Source organism: Pseudomonas ovata (assembly GCF_003131185.1).
GTDB classification, from domain to species: Bacteria; Pseudomonadota; Gammaproteobacteria; order Pseudomonadales; family Pseudomonadaceae; genus Aquipseudomonas; species Aquipseudomonas ovata.
In genome coordinates this window covers 51047-64498 of sequence record NZ_QFFU01000011.1, presented here as the reverse complement: position 1 = coordinate 64498, position 13452 = coordinate 51047, and the positions used below count along the sequence as shown (strand labels likewise).

At 60.2% G+C, this 13452-nt stretch carries 11 protein-coding genes; 7 read left to right on the top strand and 4 right to left on the bottom strand.

Annotated features, from left to right (window positions below; genetic code table 11):
* Window positions 1–178: 178 nt before the first annotated feature.
* Entirely contained in the window at window positions 179–1249 is a 1071-nt protein-coding gene (locus tag DGA31_RS16190) for an RNA-guided endonuclease InsQ/TnpB family protein (RefSeq protein WP_109513245.1), read from the top strand.
* A gap of 303 nt (window positions 1250–1552) precedes the next feature.
* Window positions 1553–2515, top strand: a complete 963-nt coding sequence (locus DGA31_RS16185) for an endonuclease (protein ID WP_109513244.1) — start codon at window positions 1553–1555, stop codon at window positions 2513–2515.
* 89 nt (window positions 2516–2604) lie between these two features.
* On the opposite strand, the gene DGA31_RS16180 is transcribed toward DGA31_RS16185, so the two are convergent.
* The 3 genes from DGA31_RS16180 to DGA31_RS16170 all read right to left on the bottom strand — a co-directional run bounded on the left by DGA31_RS16180 (window position 2605) and on the right by DGA31_RS16170 (window position 6826).
* Complete coding sequence (locus DGA31_RS16180; protein ID WP_109513243.1) at window positions 2605–5139, bottom strand: PAS domain-containing protein; 2535 nt, start codon at window positions 5137–5139, stop codon at window positions 2605–2607.
* Window positions 5140–5387: 248 nt separating this feature from the next.
* Window positions 5388–6314 (bottom strand): carbon-nitrogen hydrolase family protein, encoded by a 927-nt coding sequence (locus DGA31_RS16175; RefSeq protein WP_109513242.1) that lies wholly within the window; start codon window positions 6312–6314, stop codon window positions 5388–5390.
* Window positions 6315–6421: 107 nt separating this feature from the next.
* Entirely contained in the window at window positions 6422–6826 is a 405-nt protein-coding gene (locus DGA31_RS16170) for a hypothetical protein (RefSeq protein WP_152035045.1), read from the bottom strand.
* Between the two features lie 234 nt (window positions 6827–7060).
* Between DGA31_RS16170 and DGA31_RS16165 the strand changes: the two genes are divergently transcribed.
* The gene (locus tag DGA31_RS16165) at window positions 7061–7579 is read left to right on the top strand and encodes a hypothetical protein (protein ID WP_109513240.1); all 519 of its coding nucleotides are present in this window, start codon (window positions 7061–7063) and stop codon (window positions 7577–7579) included.
* Between the two features lie 14 nt (window positions 7580–7593).
* On the opposite strand, the gene DGA31_RS16160 is transcribed toward DGA31_RS16165, so the two are convergent.
* Window positions 7594–8094, bottom strand: coding sequence for an Lrp/AsnC family transcriptional regulator (locus DGA31_RS16160; protein ID WP_109513239.1), 501 nt, complete (start codon window positions 8092–8094; stop codon window positions 7594–7596).
* A gap of 119 nt (window positions 8095–8213) precedes the next feature.
* Between DGA31_RS16160 and DGA31_RS16155 the strand changes: the two genes are divergently transcribed.
* From DGA31_RS16155 to DGA31_RS16140, 4 genes are all read left to right on the top strand, one after another.
* On the top strand, window positions 8214–9248 hold the full coding sequence (locus DGA31_RS16155) for a histone deacetylase family protein (protein WP_109513238.1): 1035 nt from the start codon (window positions 8214–8216) through the stop codon (window positions 9246–9248).
* 46 nt (window positions 9249–9294) lie between these two features.
* Window positions 9295–10347: an ornithine cyclodeaminase gene (locus tag DGA31_RS16150; RefSeq protein WP_109513237.1), complete on the top strand. Its 1053-nt coding sequence runs from the start codon at window positions 9295–9297 to the stop codon at window positions 10345–10347.
* A 168-nt stretch (window positions 10348–10515) separates the two neighbouring features.
* Complete coding sequence (locus tag DGA31_RS16145) at window positions 10516–11931, top strand: amino acid permease (protein WP_109513236.1); 1416 nt, start codon at window positions 10516–10518, stop codon at window positions 11929–11931.
* A 364-nt stretch (window positions 11932–12295) separates the two neighbouring features.
* Window positions 12296–13432: a sensor histidine kinase gene (locus DGA31_RS16140; RefSeq protein ID WP_109513235.1), complete on the top strand. Its 1137-nt coding sequence runs from the start codon at window positions 12296–12298 to the stop codon at window positions 13430–13432.
* Window positions 13433–13452: the final 20 nt, after the last annotated feature.

Here is a 13452-nt window from a genome sequence, read left to right as displayed (position 1 = left end):
GCGGATCATACCGCACCTGCTGTCCTGGGCGAGGCAACCTGACGATCCTCTCTGAGTCGCATTGCAAGACCAATCAGTTTCTCTTGTGCGAATATTCTGAACATTGAGTGACAGGCTTGTTTGATTTATTTGGCTGCTTAATATTGCTGCCAGTACATTCAGCCTCCAGCCCATCGCCATGAAATCCTTCAAGACCCTCAGAGTTCGAGTGCGAGACAAGCATGCAGCACAACTGCGCAAGGCCTCTCGTGCCGTGAATTTCGTGTGGAATTACGTGAATGAGTTGAGCAGCCGGGCGATTCGCGAGCGCGGGCGTTTTCTATCCAGATTCGATATGCATCCGTATGTCAAAGGCTCCAGCAAAGTGCTTGGGCTTCACAGCCATACCATCCAGAGCGTAACGGATGAATATGTGAACCGTCGCAAACAGTTCAAAAAGCGTCGGCTCCACTGGCGTTGCTCGGAGGGTCCCCGGCGCAGCCTGGGTTGGGTGCCCTTCAAGACCGGTGCTGCCGTCTGGAGAAACGGTCAGATCCTCTTCAACAAGCAGCACTTCCAGGTCTGGGACAGCTACGGCCTGGCAGGTTACTCATTCAGATCAGGAAGCTTTAATGAAGATACCCGTGGACGTTGGTATTTCAACGTCACGGTCGAGATCGAATGCACGCTATCACCGGGTCAAGACACCCTGGGTATCGACCTGGGCCTGAAAACCACCGCCACATGCAGCGACGGCGAAAAGCTTGAAAGTGGCCAATTCTATCGGGATCTGGAGGCGGCTTTGGGCATTGCCCAACGTGCCGGCAAAAAGGCGCGAGTGAAAGCACTTCATGCAAAGATTGCAAATCGGCGCAAGGACGCCTTGCACAAATTCAGCAGCGCTCTGGTTGCGCGTTGCGGATTGATTGTTGTGGGCGATGTAAGCTCACTGAAACTCGTGAAAACCCGCATGGCCAAGTCGGTGCTCGACGCCAGCTGGGGTCAACTGAAAACGATGCTGGCCTATAAATGCGATCACGCAGGTATCATTTTCAGGGTTGTCAGCGAGAGAAACACCACCCAGACCTGCTCGACCTGCAAGCAATTGCCAGCGTCGAGGCCGAGAGGTATCGCAGGGCTTGGAATAAGGGAATGGACTTGTTGTGAGTGCGGTGCCACTCACGACCGCGACATCAATGCCGCCAGGAACATTCTCGCGCTCGGGCATGAGCGTCCATCTGTGGGAATCCCTGTCTTCAAAGACAGGTAAGATGCCAACCCGCCGTGTAACCTCAGGGAAATCGTAAGTTCTCCGTCCAGGCAATCACGTCTCTGACAAATCAATATGCCGGTTAAGCATTTCTAACTTGTGGAGGTGTCTGCACTGTGGCATTGAGGCTGAGTAAACGCCTTTGCCTGCCTGAAAAGGGTCCTTGTCCAGCCCGCTCACACGCCTGCGATTGAGGCATGTCCTTTCCCGCCCCTGCGCGCGCCTTTAAATTTTTCCTATTTATCAGCCCTCTCCCTGTTAGGGCTATAATGCGCGCGCCTTTATTCTGATTATGACGTCCTTATGAAAACCCTGTTTTTCGCTGTACTGCTGTCGCTGTCACTGGGCAACTTTGCCTTCGCCGCGCCGCCCGCAACCTTTGCCGACGCCAAAGTGGTCGCCAAGGAAAAGATTTACATGGACCAGGCCAACAGTGCCCAAGGCGAGTTGTATTGCGGCTGCCAGTGGAACTGGGTCGGTAAATCGGGCGGCCAGGTCGATGCCAAATCCTGTGGTTATAAAACCCGCAAACAGGAAAACCGCGCCGAGCGCACCGAGTGGGAACACATCGTGCCGGCCTGGACCTTCGGGCATCAGCGCCAGTGCTGGGCCAACGGCGGACGCGAGCATTGTATTGATGACGACCCGGTGTTCCGCAGCATGGAAGCCAACCTGTTCAATCTTTACCCGGCGGTGGGTGAAGTGAATGGCGACCGCAGCAACTACAACTACGGCATGGTCTCTGGTGTGGCGCCGCAATATGGTCAATGCAAGACCAAGGTGGACTTTGAACAGCGCGTGGCCGAACCGCGTGATGAAGTCAAAGGCCTGGTGGCGCGGACCACGTTCTATATGTTCGATCGCTATAACCTGAGCATGTCGCGTCAGCAGCAACAGGTCTTGATGGCCTGGAACAAACAGCACCCGGTCAGTGCTTGGGAAAAGGAGCGCAATAACCGCATCACCGCGATCATGGGCCACACCAACCCATTCGTGACCGGTGCGCGCACCTGGACCCTGGATTACAAGCCGGTCGGCGATGGCCTGGTCAGCCCGATCCCGGCACGGGCGCAAGCAGCCACCGCGCCTGCAGCAGCGACCACCGCCTCGGCCGGCTCGATCATCGGCAACCGCACCAGCCAGATCTACCACCTGCCCAGCGGCTGCCCGAGCTATGACAAGGTGTCGGCCAAGAACCAGGTCGCGTTCGAATCCGAGTCCCAGGCAGTAGCCGCCGGGTACAGAAAGGCCGGAAACTGCAAGTAAGCCTGGACGCAATCTTCGCAGGAGCGGCTTTAGCCGCGAAAGGCAGCACCTTCGCCGTCCGGCCGCTCCTGCCCATCTATCGGGGGCCGTTACGTCCCCATCAACGCCCTCACCCGCCCTGCCAGCGCCTCGGCGGTAAAAGGCTTGGTCAGTACCAGCCTGCCTGGACCCAGTTGCGCATCGCCAAGCGCTGCACTTTCGGCGTAGCCGGTAATGAACAGGGTCTTGAGGCCAGCACGAATCTCCAGGCCGGCGTCGGCCATCTGCCGGCCGTTCATGCCACCGGGCAGGCCCACGTCGGTCACCAGCAGGTCGATGCGCACATCCGAGCGCAGCACCTTGAGCCCGGCCATGCTGTCGCCGGCCTCGATCACGGTGTAACCCAGATCGCCCAGTACATCGGCCAGCAGCATGCGCACCGTGGGTTCGTCGTCGACCACCAGAATGGTTTCGCCGCCTCCGGCAAGTGCCGCCGGTATCGGCTCAATGTCGCCTTCGCTGTCTGTCGCCGTACCGAAATAGCGCGGTAAATAGAGGCACACCGTAGTCCCTTGGCCGACGGTCGAGGCAATGCGCACCTGCCCGCCAGACTGCTTGGCAAAGCCATAGATCATCGACAGTCCAAGCCCGGTGCCCTGGCCGATCGGCTTGGTGGTGAAAAACGGATCGAAGGCCTTGGCCATGATGTCCGGGGTCATCCCGGTGCCGGTATCGGTCACGCACAGACACAGGTACTGGCCTTCAGGCAGATCGTAGACCTGGGCGGCGGCAGCGTCCATGCAGTGGTTGGCGGTCCTGATGGTGATGCTGCCACCGTCCGGCATCGCGTCGCGGGCGTTGAGGCACAGGTTCAGCAAGGCGTTTTCCAATTGACTGGCATCGACCAGGGTCGGCCACAGCGTGGGCGCCCCCAGGGCTTCGACGTGGATACCGGGGCCGACCGTGCGTTGAATCATCTCGACCATGCCGGCGACCAGTGCATTGACATGGGTGGGCCTGGGGTCGAGGGTCTGGCGCCGGGAAAACGCCAGCAGCCGGTGGGTCAGGGACGCGGCGCGGCGGGCCGCCCCCTGGGCGGCGCCGATGTATTTGCCAATGTCGGTCAGGCGGCCCTGGGTGATGCGCATGTCGATCAGTTCCAGGGACCCCGAAATGCCGGCCAGCAGGTTATTGAAGTCATGCGCCAGTCCCCCGGTCAGTTGTCCAACCGCCTCCATTTTCTGCGACTGACGCAGTTTTTCTTCGGCCTGCATCAATTCGGCCGTGCGCTCGGCCACACGGTGCTCCAGCGTGTCATTCATGGCCCGCAGGGCGGCGGTGGCGCGGTCACGCTCGGCTTCGACGGTACGACGCTCCTGCACATCGATCAACACCCCTGGAAAGCTCAGGCCCGTGCCGTCCTCGGCCAGGTCGACCCGCCCGTTGGCCTCGATCCAGTAATAATTGCCATCGGCACGCCGTACCCGGTACTGGTGGGCATAGGCGCCACCGCGCCGGATCACCTCATGGATGGCGGTAATCAAGCCGTCCTGGTCATCCGGGTGCACGGTGGTGATCACCTGCACCAGGCTCAACCCCGTGCGCCCCAGTGCCGGGTCCAGGCCAAAGGCGTCGGCAAAACCTTCATCGACCGTGAAGCGGTCAGTGAGCAGATCCCAGTGCCAGGTACCGATGATTGCTCCTGCCGCCAGCGCCAGTTGCACCCGCTGCACGTTTTCACGCGCCAGCGACTCGCTGACGCGCAAGCGCTCCTGGGCATTGCGGCGCTCGGTCACGTCGCTGAAAAAGATGCCGATCGTGCGTTCGGCCGGATCGCCGACCCGCACGGCCCGCACGTCAAACCAGCGCTCGAAGGCCTCGGCATAGTTCTCGAAGTTGGCCGGCTCGCCGGTCTTGGCCACATGCCCGTAGGCCTTGAACCAGAACGGCTCCAGGTCCGGCGCAAATTCGGTGACCCACTTGCCGCGCAGGTTGACCCCGGCCTGTTGCTCGAACGCGGCATTGACCTCGACAAAGCGGTAGTCGATCGGCTGATCATCGGCGTCGAACTTGACCTGGACAATCGCAAACGCCGCCTCGATGGTCTCCAGAATGGTGCGGTACAGCGCCTCGCTTTTTAGCAGGGCCTTTTCCGCACGCCGCACCCGGGTCAGGTCGAGCATCGCGCCGATCATGCGCACGGCCTGACCTTGCGCGTTACGGATCACATGGCCACGGTCAAGCACCTCGGCCCAGGAGCCGTCGGCGCGATGAAAACGATATTCGTCGGACCAGGCATCGCCCTGACCGTCGATCAAGGCATGGATCGAGTCGTGGATACGCGCTCTGTCATCGGGATGAATCTGCGCAATCCACCAGTCGCCGGTCATGTCCTGCGCGGTCAGGCGATGGCCATAGGCGTCTCGCAGGGCGTCGTTCCACTGCACATGATTGGCCTGCAGGTCCCAATCCCAGATCGCGTCATTGGTGGCCTTGGCCGCCAGCCGATAGCGCTCCTGGGTTTCTTCGATCGCAAGCCCCGCCACTGGCGTGTAGTGCGGCGTGGCCAGGGTCAAGGCATGGGATGTCGGCACCTGCGGTGCGGCGTCGAGGCCGACGGTCTCAAGCAGACTGTGCAGGCGCATGATCTCGGCCTCCAGCGCCTCCCGGGAAAGGTGTTTCAGCACGGCCCCCACCTACACATGTTTGTCACCACTGACGGACTCTCTGAGATCTTATTAATGGCGCATGGCCAGACCGGGAGCAGGATACTCCCGGCGATCAGGCCCGCCAAAATAATCTCTTTCATCCGTTTGCGTATCGAAAAAGTGCCTTGTACAGAGGCCATCGCGCAACAAGTAGCACGCCGGCCCGATAAAACCGATGGCCGGTCTTATCGATTGATGAAAACGACCCCCGACCTTGCCCGCTCGTCCACGGTCAGCTCAAAGATATCCGGTCGCGAGTAATGCCCGACCACGTCAAAGTCATACCGCGCCCTGACCAGCTCACCGGTATCGATCTCGGCGGTCAGCAAGCCGCCCGCGCCCTTCAACGGTCCCGCCAGCACATCGCCCAATGGGCCGACGATCATGCTGCCACCGTTGATCAGCGGACGGTCAGCCTCCCAGCCGGGCACCTCGGTACCGGACTCGGCGGGCGACGGCTGCACCTGGCAGGCACTGATGACAAAGCAGCGGCCTTCATGGGCGATATGGCGCATCGAACTGTGCCACACATCGCGCTCATCCACGGTCGGCGCGCACCAGATCTCGACCCCCTTGGCGTACATCGCGGTGCGCAGCAACGGCATGTGGTTTTCCCAGCAGATCGCCGCGCCGATGCGGCCGGCCGGCACATCGAACACCGGCAGGGTCGAGCCATCGCCCTGCCCCCAGATCAGCCGCTCGGTGCCGGTGGGCATCAGCTTGCGGTGCTTGCCGATCAGGCCCTGGGCCGGGTCGAAGAACAATGCGGTACAGAACAGCGAGCTGCCCGCACGCTCGATGACCCCGACCACCAGATGCGCCCCTGTGCGCTGCGCGAGTCCTGCCAGCGCATGGACTTCGTCGCCGTCCAGGGCAATCGCATTATCGAAATAACGTGCATAGGCCTCACGCCCCTCGGGCAAGCGATAGCCCAGGCGCGTGCCGAAATCCTCACCCTTGGGGTAGCCGCCCAGAATCGCTTCGGGCAACACCACCAGCGTGGCGCCCGAGGCCAGGATGGCCTCTTCATAAGACAGGATCAGTGCCAGGGTCTGGGCCTTGCCACCGGGCAGAGAGCCGATCTGAAGGGCTGCAACGGTTGAACGCGCCATAGTGAAGTCCGTGCCGAATGAATGTCAGCCGATTCTAGAACGCTCGGTCGTCATTGATGAATAGCACGAGGCTTTGACCGGCTCCTGCCGCCCCTGGAGGGGCTTTATCAGTCTTTTTTCTTTTCCTTGACCAGCTCGTCGTAGTCGGAATTGATCGCGAAAGTCTGCGCCAACCAGGTCTCATCAGGCTTGTACAACTGCATGCGCAGCCCGGCCGGCCCTTCCCGCATGCCCACCAGATACACCAGGGTCACATACCGGGTGCCGACGGTGCGCTCCTCGATGAGTTCATGAAACTTGTACTCCCCACCGAAAGCCTTGCTCATGTACTGGACCATCTGTTGCCTGTCTTCAGGGTCCATGTCCTTCTTGACGCCCATCGTATCGATAGCCTTGTCGAACTGCCTGGCCTGGATCTGTTCGAACAGCCGCTGCGGGACACCGCTGTAATCGTCGGCGCCAGCGGTCGTGCTCAACAGCGCCAGCGTCATACCCGCCATGAGTGCTTTCATGCCTTTTCCCTTCTGTGTACGAATGCGAACGGCCGGTGCCATGCCGAGGGTGATCAACATGCCTGTGACTGAAAAAGCCGCCGCAAGTTCGCAGGCGCGGCTTGAACCGCGAAGTGTACGCATGACACGGCCCCAGGCCACCCTCTCCCTGCGGCCTGTCGGCAGACCCTCCTGGCGAATATTTCCCCGATCATGCTGTCCCTTGCAGTTCACAACCAATGGAGCACAGCAGTCATGGGCCTGGATATTTGTGCCTACAGCAAACTGGTGGAAGCGCCTGACGCCAGGCGTGATCAGGACGGTGAACTCGAAGACTGGGAGCACTACCGCCAATTTCGCGAGAGCGATGACTTTCCGGGCCGGCTTGAAGGTCTCAAGCCTGACGTTGCCTATCAGGTGGGTGGCGAAACCCTTGAGTTTCGCGCCGGCAGCTACACCGGCTACTGCGCCTGGCGCAACCAGTTGGCGCAGATGGCAGGTTATCCCCTGACCCGCTATGAAGGCCCTGACGGCGAGACCGAGGGGTATGACGCCGGCGCCTGGGTTTCCAGCCAAGGACCTTTCTTCGAGCAGATCAATTTCACCGACAGCGACGGGACTCTGGGGCCGAGCGCCAGCGCCAGGCTGGCCGCAGACTATGCCGCCCATGCCGACAAGGCCGAGCAGATCGGCGGCGTGTTCTGGGCGCTGTACCAGCAGTGGCAACAAGCGTTCAGCCTGGCGAAAGACGATGGAGCGGTGGTGTTTGGTTGAGTGTCAGGGGTGACTCAGGACGTGCCCGGCTTCGGTATCGCGATACGGTTGCCGGTCTTGACCTCGCGCAGGGCCAGGCTGGACTGGATGGAGGCGATGCCCACCTGGCGCCTGAGCACCTGCTCGATGAAGTCACTGTAGCTGTCGAGGTCTTCTGCCAGCACTTGCAGCACATAGTCGGCATCGCCGGTGATCTTGTGACAGGCCAGGACCTCGGGCAACTGCGCAATCACGGCCTCGAAGTCATCCGGCGCATGGTCGGCGTGGGTAGAAAAGCGGATGTGCACAAAGGCCATGATATCCAGCCCCAGCATGCGCCTGTCGAGGTTGGCCTGGTAGCCCTTGATCACGCCGGCCTCCTCCATGCGCTTGCGCCGTCGCCAGCACGGCGTCAGGCTTAACGACAGCCGCTCACTGAGTTCGGCGTTGGAAATACTCGCATCGTCCTGCAGCAACTCAAGGATCGCCAGGTCGGTTTCATCAAGACTGATGCGTTTGGATAATTTTTTCTTCATCGCGTCATTCCTGAGTAAAAAAACCCGAATTTTTTTAAAAGGCACGAATACAAAGCAAAGAAAGCGCCCCGGGGTCGGAACAGAATAGTTTCACCGGCTCACATTAACGGATGCGCAGAATGTTTACAGTTTTTAGTGATTCCCACCGCCTGCATCACGGCACCGAATTGAAAGACGGTGTGCTCAAGCCTTCGTTCGAACAGCCCAGCCGGGCAGACACTGTTCATCACCGCGTCAAGCAGGTCGGCCTCGGCCAGATCATCGAGCCGCGAGCCTTTGACCGGGCGTGCTATGTCAACGCCCACAGCGAGCGCTATGTCAGTTTTCTGGAAACCGCCTGGGCGCAGTGGTCCGCCACCGGACGCACCCACGATGCCTTGCCGCTGGTATGGCCGGTGCGCGACCTGGCCAACCAGCAGGTGCCCGCGTTCATCGACGGCCAGCTGGGTTTCTATGCCATGGATGCCGGCTCACCGATTACCGCCAGCACCTGGCAAGCGGCCAGGACCAGCGCCGACATCGCCCTGACCGGCCTGGCGCTGCTCGATGAAGGCCACGACAGTGCCTTTGCCCTCTGCCGGCCGCCCGGCCATCACGCGGCACGCGAATACATGGGTGGCTACTGCTATCTCAACAACGCCGCCATCGCCGCCCAACAAGCGATCACGCAAGGCGCCCAACGCGTCGCGGCGCTGGACGTCGACTTTCATCACGGCAACGGCACCCAGAACATTTTCTATGACCGCCGTGACGTCATGTTCGTCTCGCTGCACGGCGAGCCGGCAGTGTCCTATCCGTACTACTCGGGCTTCAGCCACGAAGTCGGTGTCGGCCACGGCGAGGGCTTCAACCACAACTACCCATTGCCGAAAAACACCACCTGGCAACGCTATCGCGATGCCTTGCTGCATGCCTGCAAGCAACTCCAGCAGTTCGCCCCTCAGGTGCTGGTGATCTCCCTCGGGGTCGATACGTTCAAGGACGACCCGATCAGCCACTTCCTGCTCGAAAGTGACGATTTCATCGGCATCGGCGAGCTGATCGCGAGCATCGGTTGCCCCACGCTGTTCGTCATGGAAGGCGGCTACATGGTCGACGAAATCGGCATCAATGCCGTCAACGTGCTGCATGGCTACGAAAGCAAGCGCGCCTGACATTCCCAAGCTGCACCTTTCAACCAGTCAATCCAGGAAGCACACCATGACGCTTTTCATCGACGTCGATCAGGCCGCGCGCCTGTTCACCACGGTCGGCATTCGCCAGGCCATTCGCGAAATGGCCTGCTATATCGAAGCCGACTACTTGCGCTGGGCCGAATTCGACAAGTCGCCGCGCACCGCCAATCACTCGCCCAACGGGGTGATCGAACTGATGCCGACCGATGATGGGCAGCAATATGCGTTCAAGTACGTCAACGGCCATCCGGACAACGGTCAGAACGACCTGCTGACGGTCATGGCCTTCGGGGTGCTGGCCGACGTCCACAGTGGCTATCCCACCCTGCTCAGTGAACTGACCCTGACGACCGCCGTGCGCACGGCCGCCACTTCCGCGCTGGTCGCGCAATCGCTCGCCCGGCCCGGGGCAAGCTCGATGGCAATCATCGGCAATGGTGCCCAGAGCGAATTCCAGGCCCTGGCCTTCCATGAAATGCTGGGCATCGACGAAATCCGCGTGTTCGATATCGATCGGGCCGCCTCGCTCAAGCTCAAGCAGAACCTGGCGGCCTTCCCCGGGCTGCGGGTGATCATTGCCGACTCGATACAGGAGGCGGTCAAGGGCGCGCACATCGTCACCACCGTGACCGCCGACAAAGCCTATGCAACGATTCTCACCCCCGACATGGTCGAGCCCGGCATGCATATCAATGCCGTAGGCGGCGACTGCCCGGGCAAAACCGAACTGCACGCCGACATTCTGCGCAACGCCCGGGTCATCGTGGAATTCGAACCACAAACCCGGATTGAAGGCGACATTCAACAACTGGAAGCCGACTTTCCCGTCACCGAGTTCTTCAGGATTGCCCAGGGTGAAGTACCGGGTCGTGAGCGCACCGATCAGGTCACGGTCTTCGATTCGGTGGGCTTTGCCCTGGAAGATTTTTCATCCTTGCGCTACCTGCAGGACCTGGCACGACAGCACTCGATCGGCGAGCGCATCCACCTGGTGCCGACGCCGGCCAACATCAAGAACCTCTACCAGTTGCTCGACCCGCAACCGCTCAGGGCCGGGCATTTGCGCTCGGCCACCTGAGCGGCCGGGGCTGAGCCTGCACCTAGCCCTGCATCACCGTCAATAGCCGTTATCTCTGACAAGAACACTCGCGGGATGATTCGCGCGTTGCGTCCTGACGCGTGAACCGACGCACCCGATTTCTACTTTCTGCCAAAACTCAAAAACATAAAATCAAGAGGTTTTGTAATGAAATCGACGCCACCAAGGCTGGCCGACCAGCCTGCACTGCAGCGCACGCTCAGCAATCGCCACATCCAATTGATGGCCATGGGAGGAGCCATAGGAACAGGCCTGTTCATGGGCTCCGGCAAGATCATCAACCTGTCAGGCACCTCGATCATCCTGATCTACATGATCATCGGCCTGTTCGTGTTTTTCGTCATGCGGGCCATGGGCGAAATGCTGCTGTCCAACCTGAACTTCAAGACCTTCGCCGACTTTGCCGGCGCCTATTTGGGCCCCAGGGCGGCTTTTTTCCTGGGCTGGTCCTATTGGCTGAGCTGGAGCGTGGCGGTCATCGGTGATGCCGTCGTGGTCGGCGGGTTCTTCCAGTACTGGTTTGCCGATGTCCCGGCGTGGATGCCCGCCGTCGGCATGCTGGCGACCTTGTTCGCCTTGAACGTGCTGACCGTCCGGCTTTTCGGTGAAGTGGAATTCTGGTTCGCGATCATCAAGATCATTGCTGTCGTGACCCTGATAGGCGTCAGTCTGACGCTGATTGCAACGTCGTTCGTATCCCCCAGTGGTGTGACGGCATCCTTGAGTCACCTGGTGGACAAGCAGGCCGCCTTCCCCAATGGCCTGCTTGGCTTCTTCGCCGGCTTTCAAATGGCAATCTTCTCGTTCGCCGGCACCGAACTGATCGGTACGGCCGCCGCAGAGACCCGCTCGCCGGAGAAAACCCTGCCCAAGGCCATCAATGCCATCCCGCTGCGCATCATCCTGTTCTATGTGCTCGCGCTGACCTGCATCATTGCCGTGACGTCCTGGCAACAGGTTTCACCCATCAAGAGCCCTTTCGTCGAGCTGTTTCTGGTGGCGGGGTTTCCGGCCGCGGCCGGCATCGTCAACTTCGTGGTTCTGACCTCGGCAGCCTCATCGGCCAACAGCGGTGTGTTTTCATCCAGCCGCATGCTGTTCGGGCTGGCCAATCAGGGCAATGCGCCAACGGTCTTCCAGCGCCTGTCGGGCAACAGCGTGCCGCTGATCAGCCTGGCGTTCACCTGCCTGCTGATGCTCATCGGTGTGCTGGTGCTGTTTATCGTGCCGCAAGTCATGACGGCGTTCACCATCGTGTCCACCGTGTCGGCGATCCTGGTGATCTTCACCTGGTCGACCATCCTGGCGTCCTACATTGCCTACCGCAGAAAGCGTCCCGAGCTGCATGCACGCTCGGCCTTCAAGATGCCGGGCGGCGTGCCCATGGCCTGGCTGTCCCTGGCTTTCCTGGGCTTTGTGCTGTGCCTGCTGGCGTTGCGCCCTGACACCCGGATCGCCTTGATGGCCATGCCGGCCTGGTTCATCTGGCTGGCCATTGCCTACCAACTGACCCGCAGCCGCAAACCAGAACCGCTCGCGGACTCGGCGGGCGATTACAGTTGAGGCATGACTGGCCTGTCCTTGGCTGCAGCAGGTATGCGCACCGCCGCAGCCAAGGTTCAACCAAGGCCCTTCTTCAAGGCCGTCAACTTCACCCACTGCTGCCGGCTGTTTACGCCACTGAGTCATTTCGGATCACAGGGAGTGTGTTCGGGCAAAAAATCAATGAATAAAGGCGATGGGCATTTCATTTTCTGGCCATCTGTGCGGCAATGACAGGCTTGTGGCATCGCCTTGAAAGACTTCAAGTCAAGCCGGCCCTGTACCTGCCAAAGCACCATGGAACACCCAGACTGACCGTCGGCGCTCTTGCCCTGTCGCGAGGGTGCCCGGCGGCGGCTCATACTCTCTTATTAGGATCACCAGCGTGCGCCTGCCCGATTTTATCGTCAAGAACGCTGAGTCCATCCTTCAGGCCTGGGAAGACTTTGCGAGAACCATCGAGATTTCCGGGGTGGCATTGGACAGGGAGTCGTTGCGCGATCATGCCGCGCAGATGCTTGAAGCCATCGTGGCGGACCTGCGTACCAAGCAGACCCGCTCAGAGCGCATTGCCCGCTCCCAAGGCCAGGGGCCGATTGCCACAGAAGAAACACCTGCCGAAACCCATGCTGTCACACGCTTGATGGCCGGTTTTACCATCGACCAGATGGTTTCGGAGTATCGCGCCTTGAGATCCAGCGTCCTCAATCAATGGATGAAGCAAATCAAGTCAGGGGCAGACTTTGATGCCGACGACATGAATCGTTTTCATGAAGCCATCGACCAGGCACTCGCCGAATCCATTGCCAGCTACTCCAGGGCAGTAGACGTCTCTCGCACTGTATTTCTGGGCATCCTGGGTCATGATCTGCGTACACCGCTTGGCGCCATCATGCTGGGCGCCGACAGCATGCGACGTTCGGCCGACACCAGCCCCCGCGGGGTCAAGCTCTCCAATCAGATCTACACCAGCGTAAAACGCGCCAACCAGATAGTGGGCGATCTGCTCGATCTGACGCGCTGCCAGATGGGACCGGGCATTCCCATTAAAACCACAGCGCTGGACCTGGTGCCTTTGTGCGAGCGTATCGTCGATGAAATCCGTGCGTTTCACCCTGACGTCCACCTGAACTTCATGGCTCATGCGGCGGTGACCGGCCAGTTTGATGGTCCTCGCATGGAGCAGGTCTTTTCCAACATCATCAGCAATGCGATACAGCATGGCGATAACCGAACGCCCATAGCAGTCACCCTGGCACAGGCAGACGGTCACGCAATCTTTACCGTCCACAATACCGGTGAGCCTATCCCGGAGGCGGCATTACCGTTCATCTTCAATCCCATGGGGCGTTTTTCGCAGCGCTCGGTTGCCGACAATCCGCCGACAGAGGGACTGGGCCTGGGGCTTTATATTGCGTCGGAAATTGTCACCGCTCATACGGGTGTTATTGACGTCATTTCAGATAGCGTACAAGGCACGGTCTTTACGGTGACGGTGCCGATGCAGAGACCGGCGGCCTGAGTCGGCGTCGACAGTGTTCA